We start from the raw sequence: 19,053 nt of genomic DNA on the forward strand, positions 1-19,053 counted from the left end.
CATTGATGACGGTCAAGGTGGCGTGATCACTCAAACTGCTACGATTACGGTCGCTGCCGTAAATGATGCGCCAGTGTCAGAAGACAGTGTTATTGGTGTCGCTGAAAACATCGTTGATACAGGTATGCTCGCTGAAGCTACCGATGTGGATGGCGATGAATTAACTTATAAACTTAAAGAAGGTGCCACTAATGGTACAGTAACGGTTGAAGCTGATGGCAGCTACACCTACACCCCAAATACTGATTTTAAGGGTGAAGACAGCTTTACTTATACGGTTGACGACGGTAACGGTGGCATCATTACTAAGACTGCCAATGTGAAGGTCAGCGCACTTGATCAAAAATCTAACTTTGAGTTGCAAGAAGTCTTTAAAACTACCGTTGTCGCTGAGCTACAAACAGTAGTAGAGAAACAGGCATCCTCTTCTATAAATGAAGTTATAGAGTTTGAAGTCACTGGTGACGATGCAACGCCTAGCTTGATAATTTCTAATGACTCTAATTCCATTCAAGCCTCGTATAGCTATACTCTACAAGGGCCAGGGATTTCAGCCTCTAACGGCGGTAGCATTGCATCAAGAGGCTCAAGTAGTTATGAGATAGATTTTCGCACCGGCACTCTGCCACCAGGCAAATATACTCTAGACTTAAAAGTCTCTTCATCAGGATCATTAATTGATTTTAACGTCACTGAATTTAAAGACGTTGAATATACTGAGTTTACTGGTTATCAAGACATTACAGGCAATATCTTTGCAGATGACAATGTCAACGTCCCTGACAACTATGATATTCAGATAGCTGGGCAGACGATTACAATCCAAGCAGGCAGCCCGTCAGCGGAATCATTGACAGTGAACACTGAGAATGGTCAGCTAACTGTAAAACCAAATGGTGATTATACGTATCAATCTGACCGTACCGAACTTGGCTTAGATGAGTCAGCCCTTGCAGAAGATCTTTATATTAAAGTCATTGATTTAGATACTAAGCAAGCCAGTCACTATGGGATCAATATTACTTCAGATGCAACATCTTCAGAGCCTAGTGAGTTAGCACTCCATAACTTTGAGAATGATGGTATATCGCAGGACGACAGCTATAGTATCAGTGACAACTCTATTAGTTTGAGTTCAGTAGATGATGAGACTGCTCTATATAATAATGAAAATACTATTTTGGCCTTCAACGATATAGAAACTATGGATACAGGCTCTCTTACAGACTCAAAACTGACCGAGCTGCCTAGCATTGTTGACTTACTTGATGTAAATAATGATGAATTAGTGTTTGAAGGCGCTGATACAGTGGATGCAAATATAGCTAATGAGACTGCTACTACGTCAGTATCTAGTGGAGCCTCTGAGCCATCAATAGCAGTGGACTTCACTATAGGTCAAGTGCATGCGCTTAATGATAATATGCAGGCGGAAGCGATGTTCCATATTATGTAGCACTCTGTTATATCATTATAATCGAGAACGCAAAAGCGAGCGATGGTACTCATTGCTCGCTTTTTGTTTTGAGCATACCTACCAAAGGAACCAGTCATATCACCCAAAAAACAATTAATAGACTACTTAAAACAGACTGATATGATGGAACCATTTATATCAAACTCTCTAAGTAGTTGTGACTAATAATAACCACATAATCCATAAAAACATTGAGGCTATATGAAGCTTGTGACACTCAACCAATAAATCATCAAGTATATTTTTCCTATCATCATCGGCTTATTTTCAGTTAAAATTATTATGACTTGATAACGCAAAAGAACATCACTCATATGCAACAAATTCTAGATGATATTGCTGCCCAAATGGCGCTGGAGACCGAGCTTGGACAGGTGGCGGATTATATTCCGCAATTGGCGCACGTCGACCCTAACCAGTTTGGTATTAGCGTTGCGACCCCTGATGGACAAGTCTATGCCGCAGGGGATGCGAGCACCCTGTTTTCCATACAAAGTATCTCCAAGGTGTTTACCTTAACTATCGGCCTTGGCAAGCTAGGCAATACGCTTTGGAGCCATGTCGGTCGTGAGCCATCAGGCGACCCCTTTAACTCCATCACGATACTGGAGTATGAGTCTGGCCGACCACGAAACCCCTTTATCAATGCTGGGGCAATTGCAGTAGTAGATGCGATTATGATGGGACATGAGCCAAGAGAGATACTGGGAGAGATTCTACAATTTGTGCACTTTGTGGCAGACGATGATTCGATCCGTTTTGATCATAGAGTGGCCGCCTCTGAAATGGCGCATAGAGATCGAAACGCAGCACTAGCACACTTTATGAAATCCTTTGGCCATCTCAAACATGAGGTGAATAAAGTACTGGGGGTTTATTTTCACCAGTGCTCGATTGCGATGAGTTGTCAGCAGTTGGCGCGAGCGGGGCTATTTTTAGTATCCAATGGCGTCAACCAACACACTGGCATAAGGGTAATTAATCCACAGCGCTCTAAACGTATTAACTCACTGATGATGATGTGTGGTCACTACGATGGCTCTGGTGAGTTTGCTTATCGAGTCGGCCTGCCAGGTAAAAGCGGGGTGGGAGGTGGTATTTTGACAATAGCGCCAGGTAAAGGCTCTATTGCGGTCTGGTCACCAGGGCTTGACCCTGTAGGCAACTCCAAACTGGGGCTAAAAGCATTAGAGCTATTAGTAGAAAAAACAGGCTGGTCTGTTTTTTCGGACTAACAGCGGTTACTTAAGAAAAAAATCCAATGTCAAATGTCTGACATTGGATGATTCAAATACTATTTAACTGACTAGACGTTTTATTCTTGATCTAATTTATCGATCATGTCCTGATATTTTTCTTTTCTACTAGCAATCTTAGCGCGTTCTTGTTCTGCAGTAACGATGAGTTTTTTAGCAGCTTCTACGCTTTTATCAAAGGCTGCAAGCTCCATATCTACCACAGCTATCAATCTTTGTAGAGTCATTGCCGCTGCTTTTTCTGTAACACCATTGGTCATGCCCGTAGCTTCGGATATGAAGTCCTCTCTAAGCTTAGACGCCCACTGGAACATACCCGCCAATGTCATACCAGATGAGTCGTCTTCTTCGGACTTATCTTTTTTATCAGCTTCTTCGTCTTTTTTCTGCTCAGACTGATTGTTTTCTTCAGATTTGTCGTCTTTGTTAGATGTACCATTCTTTTTAGACTTATCTTCTTTGCTAGAGTCATCGTCTGCATCAGTTTCATAATTATGATCAGCGTTATAATCGTCAAAATCACCGTCTTCATAGACGACGGTATCGTCTTTTACGACCTCTACAGCCGTTACTGCATCGTTTTCTTTTTCAGTATGTTGGTTTTTAGTATTTTGGTTGTTTGAAGTATTATTTGACATAAATGATTCTCCTATATGGAGTTTTAGGTGAAAGGTATGTTGCTGTCTTTCTCTCTTTATTGGGCTTACTGTGCGTTAGACTTGATATTAGCTATACTCGATACTAGGCTGCGACTGTTTTTTAGTCAATACTTCGACATAAATCTACCTATCAAGACCTACAGGAAAAAACATAATGAAAAAGATTGAATGACTTATATAGCGATGTTGTTAGGCAGATGAATCTCTATTCGCAGCTTGGGTAGGTTTTGTAGATGTTGGCTCAGTAAGGGTAGGGTGTCAGTATGCCAACTCAAGGGTACTGAGCCTGATGAGTTGAGTGCATCGGCCGCATCAGTTTGTGGATTATTATAAGAAATGAGGGGGCGTGCCAGTAGTGCAACCCTACGAACGCCTTGATAGCGTATAAGAGGGATGAGCTGCTGCTGCAAGTCAAGCAGTGAGGCATTTAGCCAACGGGCTCGCGTTGGGTGATAAGGGTGGTCAGATGTGACAAGATTAGCAATATAACTGGGTTGATTGCCATTACTGCTGATACCAAGACCAGCTTGCTCTCGGCTGCGTTTGTGCAGTAAGCAGCTGCCAACTGTTAAACGCCCATCACGACAAGCATGGTAGTAGCGTTGATGATTATCAGGAAACAATGTCTTTGTGCGCATAAGTACAGGATCTAAGAGAGTCCCTGCGGTATTGACGGGCAATATCAATAACTGAGCACGAGTATTTAATATAGGCGTATGGGTCAGCGTTATGATGGCCATTGTAGATACTCTATTAAAAGCCCAGTATTATGGCATACCAACCTCAGCTTTTTTGGCTGCCTCAAGCTGAGCAATTTGCTGCTCGATTAATTGGATTTGATCAGCTTTCATATCGGTCAGCTGTTGAGACATTGTGATTTGTTCAGTCGTCAGCTTTTCTTGCTCTGCTAAGCGTTGTCGCTCATCTTCTAAGCGATCAATCTCTTCTTTAGCCAGACTGTCTGTTTCTGGTAAAGGGGCATTAAGGACCATCTGAGCTTCAGTGGATTCCACTTCAGCAGGTTCAATGATTTCAACAGGCGTCGAGTCATTGTCGATTTTATCTGTATCACTTACTAAGTTAGAGCTGTCTTCTACCACAGTAAGCTGAGCGTCTGCTGGCGTCTCTTTCGCTACTGGATGCGTATTAGAAAGCGAGCGTGACCATACAAAATAACCCACCACTATGATCAGCAATAGGAGCAGCAGGACGATAAGACCCTTAGTGCCGACGCCTGATGGTTTAGAGGTTTTGGTCAAGACAGGAGAGGGTTTTTTAGAAGACATATCAAGGCCAATAGTTACGAAGGACAAGAGGTTGGTTATACTATAGCAAACCCAATAATAAAAGCCTATCAACTGATAGGCTTTTATACGTATGAGAGTGACAAGTTTTACCGTTGCAAACCGTAGAGAGAAGTGACTGACCACGGGGAGGTTAGGGTTTAAACTTCACCGTACCGCTAGTGCCTGTGGTCATTGCATCAGCAGCCAGCTGATCTTCGAGGTGGTTTTTGGCGCTGATCTCGTCAGCCTCAGGGCGACGCTCACTATGGTCGCACTGAGTGCACTCAATGTACTCATCAGGCTCGGGTGTGACTATGGTCACTTGCACCACTGCATCTAACGCTTGACACTTGGGACAGCGCACCCCTGCCAAAAACTGACGCTTAGGACGGTTGGACTGATAACGCATTAGCTGACCTCACGGTTTGATTGGGTATTAGCGGCCACGGTATTTGTACCGCTAAAGCCACTATGGCGCAGTAGGGCGTCGATACTGGCACTACGACCACGAAAATTCTCAAAGTTAATCTTCGCCGGTAAGCTGCCACCAACTGATAATATGGTGTCACGGAAGGCTTTACCAGTGATAGGATTAAAGATGCCGTCTTCTTCAAACTTGCTAAAGGCATCGGCGGACAATAACTCCGCCCATTTATAAGAATAATAGCCTGCAGCATAGCCACCAGCGAAAATATGACTAAAACCATTCGCAAAACGGTTGTAATCTGGCGTTTTCATCATAGCGATATCATTGCGTACGGCATCTAGTGTGGCGAGAATGCCTGCATAATCTAGCGCTGGCGTGTGAGCATGGATGAGTAAATCAAACAGCGCAAACTCAATTTGGCGCAGTGTCTGCATGCCACTTTGGAAGTTCTTAGCGGCAAGTAACGCATCAAGTTTGGCTTTTGGTAGCGGCTCGCCTGTCTCGACATGACTGCTAATCAGCGCAATACCATCGCTCTCCCATGCCCAGTTTTCCATAAACTGACTGGGTAGCTCAACTGCATCCCACTCTACACCATTGACCCCAGCGACATCACCGACCGTCACTTGGGTCAACAGGTGATGTAGACCATGACCGAACTCATGGAACAAGGTTAATACCTCATCATGCGTTAACAAGCTTGGTTTACCCTCTAGCGCTGGGGTAAAGTTACCCACCATAAAGCACACTGGCAGTTGCTGATAACCCGTTTCGTCATGACGATAACGTGCCTGAAAACCACTCATCCAAGCACCACCACGTTTGCCACTACGAGCAAATAAGTCGAAATAAAAGCCACCGATTAAACTGTCATCAGCGTCAAATAGCTGATAAAACAGAACGTCATCATGCCAGCGTGATACAGAGTCGCTATGCTCCTGTACTTTGATACCGTATAAACGCTCAACAATAGCAAAAAGCCCATCGATAACTTTTGGTAATGGAAAATAAGGACGAATGGCTTCTTGCGATAAGCTGAATTTGTTCTGTTTTACTTTTTCGGCAATATAAGCATTGTCCCAAGGCTGCAGCTCTGTTATGCCATAATCACGAGCGCACTCTTGTAGCTGTACTAAGTCTGCTTTAGCCGTTGGTGTTGCCTTGTCTGCAAGATTGCGCAAAAATCTCTCAACCTCATCCACACTATCCGCCATCTTGGTCGATAGTGATACTTCAGCATAGTTATTAAAGCCTAGCAGTCGGGCTTTTTGTTCCCGTAGCGCTAAGATTTGACTCATAATGTCAGCGTTATTGAGCGACTCACCTTTACTATTGGTATGCGTATCGAACTCTGAGGCACGAGTCACACAAGCACGGTATAGCGTCTCACGCAACTGACGATCATCGGCATGAGTCATCACGGCCAGATAGACCGGAATGTTTAAACTTGCGACATAATATGGCGTTGGTAAGGTATCGATCTGCGCTTGAGTAAGCTTACCATCAGCCAGTTGGCGAGCTTTGTATTGTTCACCTGCATCTGCCAGTAGCGCCAGCCCACTCTCAGTCAGACCCGCCAGCTGCTCTGATGATAAAGGTAATGCAAACGCTTGTGTGGCATCCAAGATATGATCAGAAAAGGTAGCCGATAAGGTAGAAAGCTTGCTTTGAATCTCAGCATAGGTCTCTTGCTCGGCTTTTGGCAGCGCCACCCCTGATAGCTCAAAGCTTTGCAGTGCCAATTCAATAGCACGTGCGCGCGCCGGCTCAAGCGTAGCAAAAAAACTTGTATCGTTAACAATGGCTTGATAGCGGCTAAATAGGGGTTGATGCTGACCCACACGAGTCCCATAAGCAGACAGCTTGGGCAGTAGCTCATGATGCACATGGCGTATCTCGTCATTACTCATCACACTATTTAGATGCGATAACACGCCCCAATTGCGATCCAAAGCCAGATTAATGTGATCAAAAGCCAGCACATCTGCCAATGCTTGCTCGGCACCTACTTGAGTGTTTGGCTTATCTACCTCTGTCGCTAAGGTGTCCAAAAAGTCATTGGCAGCGTCGATAGCCTGACTTACTTTTACTTGTAAGTCGTTTGGGTCGGTAGCGGCGAAGTCAACAAGATGTAAGTCTGAGTCAAGAACAGTCATATCAGTATCCATATAGTCAGCGTCAGTAATTATCAATAAATATCGTAATAGTGAAAAGTTATAGCAAGGTATATTATCTAAAGTGGTATAGCATTGCGTTTTTTAGGTATTTACTCTATGAATTGTGTTAGGGGGTCTGTAAAAGATGGGTATGGCTCGATAAGAATGCAACCCAAAGACGCTTGAAGTTGTTTTTTATCAAATTTAAGACAATTTTTTTATCTTTTACCCATTTACAAAGAATCATCATTTACTTGCAAAATACCCCTACAGTAAGTAAGGTAAAGTTGTTATGGTGATACTAAAGGTAATGGATGACTGTCAGTCGGACGGCCAAGGAGCCAACTCGCAACCTATTTTAAAGTTCTTGTTTAGCAAAAAGACAAGGCTGAAATCACAATATAGAATAGGACAATCGCCATACCTTGATACAAGTGTTTATTAATAATAATGACTCAGATAACACACAAACTGTCTAAGAGAATTGTAAGAGCAAGAGAAGGCGTTACTCTTATCTTGTATGCATGATCTATATAGATGGTTATTTCTCTAAAAAGTAAAGATAATAAAACTAGGAGAACGATATATGAAAGCAACGCTAAAGAGTTTACGTGAAACCAAAGCCGATCCAGCTGTTAGTGTTTTTGTAAAAACTCATCGTGATCATCCTGCCAATGAGACGGATCCCATTGCGTTAAAAAACCAACTAAAAGTCGTCGAAGAGCGTCTTACTAATGAATATGACAAAAATACTGCCACCACTATTTTAGATAAAATTCATGCTAAAACTCAAGATCTGAATCACAACTATAACCTGGACACTTTAGCGATATTTGCCAGTACAGATGAGGCTCAAATACTGCGTTTACCCCTTGATGCTAAAGAGCGGGTGATTATCGATAAAAGCTTTGCTACTCGTGATCTGATTCGTGATATGGCAAGTGCTGTTCATTACTACATTGTGGTGCTTGGACGTGATAACGCACGTTTGATTGAGGCGTCTAACGATCGTGTCGTCAAAGAGTTTGACAAAGATGACGAGGCGCAAAATAACATGGAGAGCATTCCGTTTCCTATCGAAAATAATAGCTTATATAAGACAGGTGATGGCGGCTCTGATCGCTCAGCAAACAACGAAGACAGCTACTTGAAAGAGTACTTCAATCGCATTGATAAAAGTGTGCAAGAGCTGTGGGGCGAGCATAAAATGCCGTTAGTAGTCGTAGGTGATGCTCGTAATATTAGCTATTATAAAGAAGTCTGTGATCGCCCAGATAATATTATCGCTTCTGTATCAAACGTCACCAATCTAGAAGACGGCAGCGCTCAGCATATCGTGGATGGGGTACAAGAGGCGATCGAAAGCTATCGTACGTCATTGCATGAAGCAGCATTGGGTGAAATAGATAAAGCCCGTGGTGCAGATATGTTGCGTGTCGACTTGCAAGAGATTTATCGTGCTGCCTATCAAGGGGCTGGTGAGACACTATACTTACGCCGTGGTTATATGCAACCAGCTAAAATTGATGAAAAAGCTCAAACGCTCATGTACGCCGATGATCCAGCTGAAGAAGGCGTGACTGATGACGCCGTTAGCGTGATTATTGAACATGTGATGCATAACGGTGGTGAAGTGGTGTTTATGCCACAGGACATCATGAGCGAAGATCAACCCCTTGCTTTGGTTACTCGCTACTAATAAGCCGTGTGATGTCGTACAAATAAAGCATTGATTGGTAGTATAAGAGCATTGGTTCATCGTGAGTCAATGCTTTTTTAATGAGCTTTACTTGGATAACGGACGATTAAGTAGCAGATATACTGCTATATCGTATCTAATTACTAGATAACACCAGTCCGAACGATTATGATATTGATCATACGTTAACATTGACCCCGAACCCTCTACGATATGAACGCCAAACCTATGACTAATAAAGACTCTTTTATCTTGACCAGCTATAACATCCATAAAGGTATGTCGCCGCTCAATAGGCAGGTCAAAATGCAAGGCATCGCTCAGGCGCTCGAAGTCGTGGCTCCAGATATACTGTGTCTACAAGAGGTGCAGGGGCAAAACCTAAAGCGTAATATGCAATATAATGAATATCCAGACCAAGCGCAGCATGAGTGGTTTGGGGAGTATCTTAAGTTGCAAGACAGTTATGGCAAAAACTCAGAGTATCAAAATGGCCATCATGGCAATGCGGTATTAAGCCGTTTTCCATTAGATCCTAAACACAACGTCAATATCACAGTGAATAGACTAGAGCAGCGTGGTGTATTGCATTGTGAGGTTCAGCCGCCCGATTGGGATATGCCGGTGGTGGTGCTTTGTGCTCATCTAAATCTGTTTGAGCGTGATCGTATCAAGCAATACCAAGCGATCAGCGATTATGTGCGTCATGTTATCGATCCAAAACAGCCATTGATTTTGGCAGGTGACTTCAATGACTGGAAAAAGCTATCTTGTGACAAGCTGGCAAGTGATCTGGGGATGGTAGAAGCGTTTAAACATTGCCATGGCCAGCTATTGCCCACCTTTCCAGCCAAGCTGCCTGTGCTAAGCTTGGATCGTATCTATGTACGCAATCTTTCGATCAAAGACGCTTGGGTTCATACTGGCAAACCATGGTCAAAGCTGTCTGATCATCTGCCGCTGAGTGCGGAGCTGGGCTTACTGTAAGCTCTGTCGGCTCTTAACGACTGACTTATATCGAGGTAAGCTATAAACCTTAACCAACCCCATAATTAATAAAATGACTGAATAATAATATAAGGATATATGACATGTCTAATACGACTAACAACCAACCACTACCAACCACCCAACACGCTGTGCTCATTCGTGAGTTTGGTGAACCTGAAGTCATGAACTATCAAGCGGGTGTTGCGGTTCCTGAGCTTAAGGATGAGCAAGTACTGGTAAAAGTTGCATATGCCGGTATCAATCCTGTGGATTATAAAACCCGTCAAGGCAAGGGCTGGGGTGCGGACAATATCCGCAAAGAAAAATTTAACCATGATGAACCTGCTATTTTGGGATTTGATGTGGCAGGTGAGGTGGTCAGCAGTCACAGTGATGCTTTTGCAGCTGGGGACAAAGTCGCTGCCTTAAGCTTTGGCGGTGGTTGCTATGCTGAGTATGTGGCGGTCGACGCTAAGCTATTAGCAAATGTGCCCGAAACCGTTACATTAAAGCAAGCAGGTGCACTACCTTGTGTGGGCCAAACGGCACTTCAGTTCGTCAATTTTGCTGATATCAAAGCAGGCGAGCATGTGGTAATGAATGCGCCAGCAGGTGGAGTCGGTCATCTTGTTATCCAACTATTGATGAACAAGATCGTACAAGACAATATCAAAGTCACGGTTATCTGTTCGCCAGATAAATATGACAAGCTAGATCAGCTTATTGATAAAAGTCAGTTGTCAGGCTGGATTGACTATACCAAAGATGATGACTTCCCAGACGTACAAGCGGATGTATTGCTAGATCTGGTCGGCGATGACGCTGGTGTACGTGCGTTGAGCGTACTTAAATCAGGCGGGCGTGTCAATGTACTACCAACCATCTGGGTCGATAAGCTCAAAGAAGCCGGCGCTGATAAAGACTTAAGCGTCGATGGCTATGCGGTCAAACCTAATGGTAAAGATATGCAGCAAGTTTTGCAGCAAGTGGCTGATGAAACACTGATTTTGAAGATACAGCAGAGCTATGCATTAGCAGAAGTGGTCGCTGCTCATCATGAATTACAGCAAGGCGATTCTTTTGGCAAAATCGTACTAGAAGCCAGTTAATCAAGGATTTATATCGTCAGCATGCGACGAAAGGTCAGACTGATACGACCGTCATTGACCTTTTTGGTCTTAGTAATGGTGTGCCTCCAAAACATTTGAGTATCACCATGCATGACGATCAGCTGACCGGACTCAAGATAAATCTCGACTTTATCTTGAGTTTTTTTGTGTTTGAGGACAAATTTACGGGTAGCGCCCAAAGATAATGAGGCAATAATCGGCTGAGCGCCGAGCTCCTTTTCATCATCTGCGTGATAGCCCATCCCTTCGCTACCTGAAGGGTAGTAGTTCAGTAGGCACGAATTAAACTCAGTATGGATCCCTATCTTTGCCAGCTGATTTTCAATGTATTGTTTCACATGAAACACTGTGTCTGACCACGGAATGCTTTGGCGAGCATGACCAGAGTAGTGATAGCTGAGATCTTTATCACCCATCCAAACGATTTGACGCCTGGTGATATGAGTCTTGCCAAACAGCGTCACGATATCTGCCTGCCAAGGCAGCTCGGTTAGTAAAGTGTCATAAAGCTTAGCAGAATGCTCGATAATAATACCTAAATCATTGACCTTACCCTCATATGGCAGTAGGTTGGTGGGCGTGTGAGTAAATTGGTCAGTCATGACTTGGCTTGTGTCCCATTCCGATAGCGCTCATAAATCATTTGAGCGCATAATTCAGGTGCTTCCATGGGTAAGAGATGACCGTAGTCAGGTAAGGTGATGATATGCTGGTCAGGAACCACGCTTTGCCAGCTGTTGCGCACCTTATCACTATTGAATACCGAAGGCTTGGCGAGTATCAGCGTGTAGGGCGTGTTGTTTTTGTTCAGCGTTTTTAGGGCGCTGGTGATATAAGGCGTGCCAAAATAACTGGCTAGCTCTTGCTCGGGTTTAAATAGTAACGTATAGCGACCATCATCGGTTTTGACTAAGCTTTGGTTTGCAAGGGTGCGCAGATGCTCATCGCTGATGCGTTTAAAGGCTCGATGCTGGCGTAAGTACTGATAGTAGTCATCGATACTCGTCCAGTATCGCTGTTTTTTACGAGTGCTTTTAAAGGGTTCTTGGGTCATCAGTAGTCGCCGAGGAATACGGCTATAGAGCAAGGTTTGCGGCTTGGTAAAGGTCACAGGATCGATAAGGTATAACTGCGAAAACAAATCAGGACGCTGGGCCGCGGCCATTGCTGTCGCACTTGCGCCTTGTGAGTGGCCAATACCGACGATAGGTTTGTCTTGAGTTTTTTCTAGATACTCAATCAGCACCGCAGCGTCTTGTTCACGAGTCATCACTTTATCTATCGGTTCGTCATACCAGTAGCCACGCATCGCCAGAGCGCTCAGCTCAAACCCTGCTGTCAGCGCTGTCAATAAAGGCTTATAAGTGCCAACTGTAAAACCATTGCCACCATAAAAATGTGCTGCTGGCTTTTTATGGTGTTGATTACTATGAGCTTGCTCCAAACTCGATAAGTGGTAATAGCGTGCAAGCTTACCATTTATGTCGATACTTTTTGCATATGTTTCCATAACAACAATCCCACTCTATGAGCTAAACGCACTAACTGTCTTCTCCTAAGAACCCACCGCTTTGACGCTGCCACAAGCGTGCGTACACCCCGTTTAATGCCAACAGCTCATCATGGCTGCCTTGTTCAATGATATGACCTTGATCCATCACGACCAGTCTGTCTAAAGCGGCAATGGTCGACAGCCGATGGGCAATGGCGATGACGGTTTTGCCAGTCATGATGTCATTGAGGCTTTCGGTAATGGCAAACTCAATCTCAGAATCCAACGCGCTAGTGGCTTCATCTAAAAGTAAAATAGGGGCGTTTTTTAGCATAACACGAGAAATGGCAATGCGCTGACGCTGACCACCAGAGAGTTTGACTCCACGTTCACCGACTTGGGTATCAAGACCTGTGTTGCCTTTGTCGTCATATAAGTCTTTAATAAAATCCCATGCCTGTGCTTGTTTGGCGGCATGAATGATTTCTTCATCAGTCGCATCGGGGCGACCATAGGCGATGTTTTCACGCACGGTGCGATGCAGTAGTGAAGTATCTTGGGTGACCATACCAATTTGTTGCCGTAAGGACTCTTGCGTCACCTCGTCTATGGCTTGCCCATCTATCCGTATTTTACCGCTATCGACATCAAAGAAGCGCAATAGTAAATTTACCAAAGTTGACTTACCCGCTCCTGAGCGCCCGACCAAACCAATCTTCTCACCTGGTTTGATATCCAAGTAAAAGTTATCTAATAGTTTGATTTGTGACGTGTTTAGCGCGGTGGCGGCAGTATCAACCTCATCAATACGCTCACCTTCGACGTCGGTGTTTTCTTCACTTTCATAACTAAAGTCAACATGGTCAAACACAATGTGCCCATCAGTGACCCTAAGCGCTGGTGCATTGGGCTTATCGACGATGGTTTGCGGTGCAGACAAGGTGCGCATACCATCTTGTACCGTACCGATACTCTCAAATAAGCTGGCGGTCTGCCACATAATCCATCGGGTTAGACCGTTGAGACGCAGTGCCATGGCGGTAGCTGCAGCAATGGCACCGACGCCAACCGCACCTTGATGCCATAAATATAACCCAATCCCCGCCGTACTACTCACTAGAATAACGCTAATCAGATGGGTTGAGACTTCCAGATAGCTGACCCAGCGCATCTGCGCATGTACCGTGCCCAAAAACTGGTTCATGGCATTTTTGGCATAACCCAGCTCACGGTGCGAATGACTAAAGAGCTTGACGGTCATAATATTGGCATAAGCATCGGTGATACGGCCAACCATCAAGGCACGGGCATCGGCTTGTACGATAGCGGTACGCTTGAGCCGAGGAATAAAGAACCAAATGGTCAGGCCCACCAGCACAAACCAAGCAATGAAGGGGATTAGTAAAAGATGATCTAAATTAAATAAAATCACCCCTGAGGTGATAAAGTAAACCGAGACATACATAAACATATCTGTCACGGTCATCACCGTATCACGCACCGCAAGCGCCGTCTGCATAACCTTAGCGGACACTCGACCAGAAAACTCATCTTGATAAAACTGCATCGATTGCCCAAGCATGCGCTGATGAAAGCGCCAGCGCATCTGCATCGGAAACACGCCTTGGAGGGTTTGAAAATGAATAAATGATGACAAAGCAATCCAGAACGGGCTTAATAGCATTACGGCAAACATCAGCAGCAGCATATCGCCTTTTTCTGCCCATAACGTCGTTGGCGTATAAATGCCAAGCCAGTCGACTATGTCGCCAATCCACGCAAACAGCATCGCCTCGTATATCCCGATACCGGCGGATAAAACCATAAACAGCAGTAGCCAACCACGCAGACCTTTGGTACAGGCCCACAAAAACTTCAGCAGTCCATCGCGCGGGGAGGGCAGCGGCATAGGGGATTCAGGAAAGGCTGGCAGGCGGGTTTCAAAAAATCGAAATAGAGCATTCATAAGCAATAGCAACACGTCAAGATGATCGATATTGTCAACAATAATAGATCTCTTGAGTTATTATTTATAATAAAGAAATAGCAGGATAGTGTAGCAAAACTTCGTAATCAGCCCTGCATGCTAATTGTAATTTGAACGCTATAGGTCGCATTGGTCATAAGCCCATAAAACAATTATAAATAGATTGCGGTGTAAGAAATACTTTGTTACATTCTATACGTTTGTTTTGACTTCAGAGGATTGCCGTCAGAAGTCATTAAAAAAATAACGCTAAAGTAAATATGCCCATAATAAATACGCAGCTTGCGAATCAATAAGGTAGAAGGGAATGATGTATTTAATCATTGCAGTACTCTGTAGTGTTGCCGTCTCTGTATTGCTAAAAGTATTACGCCAAAAAAACATCGACATTCGTCAAACCATCGTTGCAGGGTATCCTGTGGCCTTTTTGCTGACTTGGTGGTTGCTAAAGCCAGATGTTAGCAGTATGGGCACTTTGGGCGATGCATGGGGTATTATCATTGCACTTGGCATCTTATTACCTGCTGTCTTTGTCATCCTTGGACGAGCGATCGAGGCGGTCGGTATGGTCGCAACCGATGCCGCCCAGCGTTTGTCATTGATTATCCCTATTGTTGCAGCGTTTTTATGGTTTGGCGACGTGCTCACAGGTACGCGCATAATTGGATTGATATTGGGTTTTTTAGCACTTGGCGCATTGGTCTATCGTCCGCAGCAAATCACTCATATACAAACCTCTAGTACGACGACAGTTACTCGCAACCTAGCATTACGCACACCGTTTTGGTTATTTGGGGTCTGGGCAGGCTACGGTGTCATTGATATCTTATTCAAACAAGTCGCCAAACAGGGTGCCGCTTTTCCTTTGACTTTATTTGTGAGTTTTGGAATGGCGGGGGTATTATTGTTTCTTTACCTGCTGCTGACTCGGGTGCGGTGGCAGAGTAATGCTCTAATAGCAGGGCTGCTACTCGGTGTGCTAAACATGGGTAATATCTATGCCTATGTGCGTGCGCATCAGGTACTGTCTGATTCGCCCAGTATTGTGTTTACCGGTATGAACGTCGGTGTGATTACAGTAGCAGCCATCATTGGGGTTGGGGTGTTCAAAGAGCGCCTTAATCGCATTAATATACTTGGAATAGTACTCGCAGTGAGCTGTGTGGCAGTTTTGTTTTTGGCTTAAACAGCTTTTATATAGCATAACCAATAAAAAAAGGTGACTGATGCCACGATATTTGCTCGTCAATTAACGCTTCCGTTTGTATATTCTTCTTGCGATATATATACTAACTCATAATGATGGTCTACAAAATACCAACAATTGTTCTAGGAAGGTGCTTATTCTTAACTGACTGAATATAGGCACAAAGCATGGTGTGTGGTAAAGTTGTCTATGATTCGATGACGTATAAACGCTTATAACTCATCTAATATACAACATCTAATGCACAACGTATCACAATAAAAACTGACCCTTATTAATAAGTATAGGATGAACACTTAATGGAATACCAAAAGCAATTACAACGCATAAAAAACGATTCAGGCTTTATCGCTGCACTGGATCAAAGTGGTGGCAGCACGCCCAAAGCGCTGGAGAATTATGGCGTGAGTGGCGATGAGTATGATAATGACGAAGCCATGTTTGATTTGGTGCATGAGATGCGAGCTCGTATCATGACCTGCGATAGTTTTGACAATGAGCGTGTCCTTGGTGCTATTTTGTTTGAAGATACCATGGATCGTGAAGTCAATGGTAAGCCCACGGCTAACTATCTATGGGAAGATAAAAACATCGTACCATTTCTAAAGGTCGATAAAGGCTTGGCTGAGCAAATGAGTGGCGTGCAAGTGATGCGTCCTATGCCTGACTTAGAGGCACTATTGGATAAAGCTAAAAAGTATCCCGTCTTTGGTACCAAGATGCGCTCAGTTATTTATGAGCCAAACACTGATGGTATCAAAAAGGTGGTGCAGCAGCAGTTTGATGTGGCCAAACAGATCCTCTCCAAAGGCCTTATGCCGATCGTTGAGCCTGAAGTGGACATCAATAGTAAAGACAAGCACGAGTGCGAGCTGTTGTTAAAAGCAGACATCTTACGTAATCTTGAGCGTCTAAATGACGATCAGCAGGTAATGCTCAAACTGACACTGCCAGAAGAAGGCGGCTTTTATCAAGAACTGATCGATCATCCCAAGGTACTAAAAGTCGTGGCCTTATCGGGTGGTTATAGCCGTCAAAATGCTTGTGATAAGCTCGAACAAAATCCAGGTATGATTGCCAGTTTCTCGCGTGCTTTCACTGAAGGCTTGAGTAAGCAGCAAAGCGATAAAGAGTTCGCAGATACTATTGATGCGTCTATTGATAAGATTTATAAAGCGTCAAAAGTATAAAACTCCTATCTTTTTGACCTCCAAAAAAAGCTTACCTCTGATTAAATCAGGGATAAGCTTTTATTTTATAGGATAAGAAAAGCAGCTAAGCTATACTTCTCTATACAGCTGTCGCCCCTCGCTATGATATTTTTCGGTCATCTCTGCCATACCTTGCTCAATCTCAGCTGCACTCATGGCGTCTACGCTTAGATTTTCCTTAGCATCCAAGCCTTTGGCGTACTCGCGTACATTTTGGGTAATTTTCATCGAGCAAAACTTCGGGCCGCACATGGAACAAAAGTGCGCCGATTTGTGCGCATCTTTAGGCAGGGTCTCATCGTGAAACTCGCGCGCCGTATCAGGATCAAGCGCTAGGTTAAACTGGTCATCCCAGCGAAACTCAAAACGGGCTTTGGACAGTGCATTATCACGAGCTTGTGCGCCGGGATGACCCTTAGCCAAATCAGCAGCATGGGCGGCGATTTTATAGGTGATGATGCCGTCTTTGACGTCTTTTTTATTCGGCAGGCCGAGATGCTCTTTTGGCGTGACATAACACAGCATAGCGGTACCAAACCAACCAATCATCGCCGCCCCAATGGCGCTAGTGATATGGTCATAGCCGGGAGCAATGTCAGTAGTGAGCGGCCCTAAAGTATAAAACGGCGCATCGTGACATAGCTCAAGCTGGAGATCCATGTTTTCTTTGATGCGGTTCATCGCCACATGCCCTGGTCCTTCGATCATCACCTGTACATCGTGTTGCCATGCGATTTGCGTGAGCTCACCAAGCGTACGTAGCTCGCTAAACTGCGCCTCGTCATTGGCATCTTGCAAGCAGCCGGGACGTAGACCATCGCCCAAGCTAAATGCCACATCATACTGCTTCATAATCTCGCAAATCTCTGCAAAATGAGTGTATAAAAAGCTTTCTTTGTGATGGGCAAGACACCACTGCGCCATGATAGAGCCACCACGTGAGACGATACCTGTGAGGCGCTTGGCAGTGAGCGGTACATAACGCAGCAGCACACCAGCATGAATGGTGAAATAATCCACGCCTTGCTCCGCTTGCTCAATCAAGGTGTCACGGAATATCTCCCACGTGAGGTCTTCTGCCACGCCATCGACTTTTTCAAGTGCTTGATAGATAGGCACGGTACCGATGGGCACAGGTGAGTTGCGAATCAGCCATTCACGGGTCTCATGGATATGATTGCCCGTGGATAAATCCATGATGGTATCTGCCCCCCAACGTGTGGCCCATGTCATCTTTGAAACCTCTTCATCGATAGAGGAGCCCAGCGCTGAGTTACCGATATTGGCATTGATTTTCACCAAAAAATTGCGCCCGATGATCATCGGCTCAGATTCAGGGTGGTTGATGTTGTTTGGAATGATGGCACGTCCGGCAGCGACCTCCGAGCGGACAAACTCAGGGGTAATGACTTTAGGCGTGTTGGCACCGAAGCTTTCGCCATCGTGCTGGCGCATATCGGTCAGCTCATGCTGCTTTTGGGTTTCACGAATGGCAATATATTCCATCTCAGGCGTGATAATACCACGGCGGGCGTAATGCATCTGGGTGACGTTTCCTGCTTGACCATTGATCTTTTTGGCCCGTCTTGGTTTGTCAATATGAGCGAATCTAAGGTTGGCCGTGGTGATATCACGGGCTCTGGCTTGTCCATAAGCGCTTGAGAGGCCATCTAACTTTTCAGTATCGTCACGCTCAGCTATCCAGTTTTCACGCAGCTTTGGCAAACCACGGGTCAGATCGATATCGACATTGGGATCGGTATAAACGCCTGAAGTATCGTAGACGTAAAAGGGTGGGTTTTGTTCCCAATCCGCTTCTGGTACGCTTTGAATGGGGGTAGGATCAAGCTCGATTTTACGCATCGGCACTTGGATGTCGGGTCTTGAGCCTTCGATATAGACTTTTTGTGAGGCGGGCAAGATACGGTGCAGGTCACGAGCGTCTTCTTCAAAGCGTGCGTCAGTCGAGCTGCGATGGGCTGGGGTTTTTAAGGCGTCGTTCTTGGCGACTTTCTGCGAGGGTGCGGTTGGGGTTTTTTGGGTTTGAGTATTAACAAGTGTCATATGCTATCCTAG

Annotated in this window: 16 protein-coding genes; 7 read left to right on the forward strand and 9 right to left on the reverse strand. The window is 44.7% G+C overall.

The window, feature by feature from the left end:
• A partial coding sequence (locus J3492_RS04015) for an Ig-like domain-containing protein (RefSeq protein ID WP_207990154.1) occupies positions 1-1,456 on the forward strand: 1,456 nt, incomplete at its 5' end.
• A gap of 335 nt (positions 1,457-1,791) precedes the next feature.
• Positions 1,792-2,712: a glutaminase gene (locus tag J3492_RS04020; protein WP_207990156.1), complete on the forward strand. Its 921-nt coding sequence runs from the start codon at positions 1,792-1,794 to the stop codon at positions 2,710-2,712.
• A gap of 80 nt (positions 2,713-2,792) precedes the next feature.
• Here J3492_RS04020 and J3492_RS04025 read toward each other — a convergent pair whose 3' ends face one another.
• The 5 genes from J3492_RS04025 to J3492_RS04045 form a co-directional block, all read right to left on the reverse strand.
• Complete coding sequence (locus J3492_RS04025; protein WP_207990158.1) at positions 2,793-3,371, reverse strand: hypothetical protein; 579 nt, start codon at positions 3,369-3,371, stop codon at positions 2,793-2,795.
• A 194-nt stretch (positions 3,372-3,565) separates the two neighbouring features.
• Positions 3,566-4,132 (reverse strand): hypothetical protein, encoded by a 567-nt coding sequence (locus tag J3492_RS04030; protein WP_207990161.1) that lies wholly within the window; start codon positions 4,130-4,132, stop codon positions 3,566-3,568.
• 27 nt (positions 4,133-4,159) lie between these two features.
• On the reverse strand, positions 4,160-4,678 hold the full coding sequence (locus tag J3492_RS13185) for a hypothetical protein (protein ID WP_243453091.1): 519 nt from the start codon (positions 4,676-4,678) through the stop codon (positions 4,160-4,162).
• A gap of 151 nt (positions 4,679-4,829) precedes the next feature.
• On the reverse strand, positions 4,830-5,087 hold the full coding sequence (locus tag J3492_RS04040) for a YheV family putative metal-binding protein (RefSeq protein WP_207990163.1): 258 nt from the start codon (positions 5,085-5,087) through the stop codon (positions 4,830-4,832).
• A complete protein-coding gene (locus tag J3492_RS04045; protein WP_207990165.1) occupies positions 5,087-7,261 on the reverse strand; it encodes a M3 family metallopeptidase in 2,175 nt (724 codons plus the stop codon). The genes J3492_RS04040 and J3492_RS04045 overlap by 1 nt, the downstream gene beginning before the upstream one ends.
• 586 nt (positions 7,262-7,847) lie before the next feature.
• Here J3492_RS04045 and J3492_RS04050 point away from each other — a divergent pair.
• The 3 genes from J3492_RS04050 to J3492_RS04060 all read left to right on the forward strand — a co-directional run bounded on the left by J3492_RS04050 (position 7,848) and on the right by J3492_RS04060 (position 11,059).
• On the forward strand, positions 7,848-8,960 hold the full coding sequence (locus J3492_RS04050) for an AOC03_06830 family ribosome hibernation factor (protein WP_207990167.1): 1,113 nt from the start codon (positions 7,848-7,850) through the stop codon (positions 8,958-8,960).
• A 228-nt stretch (positions 8,961-9,188) separates the two neighbouring features.
• Positions 9,189-9,947, forward strand: coding sequence for an endonuclease/exonuclease/phosphatase family protein (locus J3492_RS04055; RefSeq protein ID WP_207990169.1), 759 nt, complete (start codon positions 9,189-9,191; stop codon positions 9,945-9,947).
• Positions 9,948-10,051: 104 nt separating this feature from the next.
• Positions 10,052-11,059 (forward strand): NADP-dependent oxidoreductase, encoded by a 1,008-nt coding sequence (locus J3492_RS04060; RefSeq protein WP_207990171.1) that lies wholly within the window; start codon positions 10,052-10,054, stop codon positions 11,057-11,059.
• Positions 11,060-11,067: 8 nt separating this feature from the next.
• Here J3492_RS04060 and J3492_RS04065 read toward each other — a convergent pair whose 3' ends face one another.
• Genes J3492_RS04065 through J3492_RS04075 form a run of 3 tightly spaced genes read right to left on the reverse strand, consistent with a single transcriptional unit; the run spans position 11,068 to position 14,538 of the window.
• Positions 11,068-11,682, reverse strand: coding sequence for an alpha-ketoglutarate-dependent dioxygenase AlkB family protein (locus tag J3492_RS04065; protein WP_207990173.1), 615 nt, complete (start codon positions 11,680-11,682; stop codon positions 11,068-11,070).
• Positions 11,679-12,590 (reverse strand): alpha/beta fold hydrolase, encoded by a 912-nt coding sequence (locus J3492_RS04070; protein ID WP_207990175.1) that lies wholly within the window; start codon positions 12,588-12,590, stop codon positions 11,679-11,681. The genes J3492_RS04065 and J3492_RS04070 overlap by 4 nt, the downstream gene beginning before the upstream one ends.
• 31 nt (positions 12,591-12,621) lie before the next feature.
• Entirely contained in the window at positions 12,622-14,538 is a 1,917-nt protein-coding gene (locus J3492_RS04075; RefSeq protein ID WP_207990177.1) for an ABC transporter ATP-binding protein, read from the reverse strand.
• A 328-nt stretch (positions 14,539-14,866) separates the two neighbouring features.
• Between J3492_RS04075 and J3492_RS04080 the strand changes: the two genes are divergently transcribed.
• Together J3492_RS04080 and J3492_RS04085 are read left to right on the forward strand one after the other, a co-directional pair.
• Positions 14,867-15,745 (forward strand): EamA/RhaT family transporter, encoded by an 879-nt coding sequence (locus J3492_RS04080; RefSeq protein ID WP_207990179.1) that lies wholly within the window; start codon positions 14,867-14,869, stop codon positions 15,743-15,745.
• 320 nt (positions 15,746-16,065) lie between these two features.
• A complete protein-coding gene (locus J3492_RS04085; RefSeq protein ID WP_207990181.1) occupies positions 16,066-16,956 on the forward strand; it encodes a fructose bisphosphate aldolase in 891 nt (296 codons plus the stop codon).
• 90 nt (positions 16,957-17,046) lie between these two features.
• Here the strand turns inward: J3492_RS04085 and thiC are convergent, their stop codons facing one another.
• The gene (gene thiC, locus J3492_RS04090; protein WP_243453092.1) at positions 17,047-19,041 is read right to left on the reverse strand and encodes a phosphomethylpyrimidine synthase ThiC; all 1,995 of its coding nucleotides are present in this window, start codon (positions 19,039-19,041) and stop codon (positions 17,047-17,049) included.
• Positions 19,042-19,053 lie beyond the last annotated feature (12 nt).

Origin of the sequence: Psychrobacter coccoides, assembly GCF_017498085.1 — a bacterium.
Lineage (GTDB): Bacteria > Pseudomonadota > Gammaproteobacteria > Pseudomonadales > Moraxellaceae > Psychrobacter > Psychrobacter coccoides.

Coding starts and splice junctions, on each gene's coding strand:
- J3492_RS04020 (WP_207990156.1), top strand. CDS start 1,792: ATGCAACAAATTCTAGATGATATTGCTGCCCAAATGGCGCTGGAGACC.
- J3492_RS04025 (WP_207990158.1), bottom strand. CDS start 3,371: ATGTCAAATAATACTTCAAACAACCAAAATACTAAAAACCAACATACT.
- J3492_RS04030 (WP_207990161.1), bottom strand. CDS start 4,132: ATGGCCATCATAACGCTGACCCATACGCCTATATTAAATACTCGTGCT.
- J3492_RS13185 (WP_243453091.1), bottom strand. CDS start 4,678: ATGTCTTCTAAAAAACCCTCTCCTGTCTTGACCAAAACCTCTAAACCA.
- J3492_RS04040 (WP_207990163.1), bottom strand. CDS start 5,087: ATGCGTTATCAGTCCAACCGTCCTAAGCGTCAGTTTTTGGCAGGGGTG.
- J3492_RS04045 (WP_207990165.1), bottom strand. CDS start 7,261: ATGACTGTTCTTGACTCAGACTTACATCTTGTTGACTTCGCCGCTACC.
- J3492_RS04050 (WP_207990167.1), top strand. CDS start 7,848: ATGAAAGCAACGCTAAAGAGTTTACGTGAAACCAAAGCCGATCCAGCT.
- J3492_RS04055 (WP_207990169.1), top strand. CDS start 9,189: ATGACTAATAAAGACTCTTTTATCTTGACCAGCTATAACATCCATAAA.
- J3492_RS04060 (WP_207990171.1), top strand. CDS start 10,052: ATGTCTAATACGACTAACAACCAACCACTACCAACCACCCAACACGCT.
- J3492_RS04065 (WP_207990173.1), bottom strand. CDS start 11,682: ATGACTGACCAATTTACTCACACGCCCACCAACCTACTGCCATATGAG.
- J3492_RS04070 (WP_207990175.1), bottom strand. CDS start 12,590: ATGGAAACATATGCAAAAAGTATCGACATAAATGGTAAGCTTGCACGC.
- J3492_RS04075 (WP_207990177.1), bottom strand. CDS start 14,538: ATGAATGCTCTATTTCGATTTTTTGAAACCCGCCTGCCAGCCTTTCCT.
- J3492_RS04080 (WP_207990179.1), top strand. CDS start 14,867: ATGATGTATTTAATCATTGCAGTACTCTGTAGTGTTGCCGTCTCTGTA.
- J3492_RS04085 (WP_207990181.1), top strand. CDS start 16,066: ATGGAATACCAAAAGCAATTACAACGCATAAAAAACGATTCAGGCTTT.
- thiC (WP_243453092.1), bottom strand. CDS start 19,041: ATGACACTTGTTAATACTCAAACCCAAAAAACCCCAACCGCACCCTCG.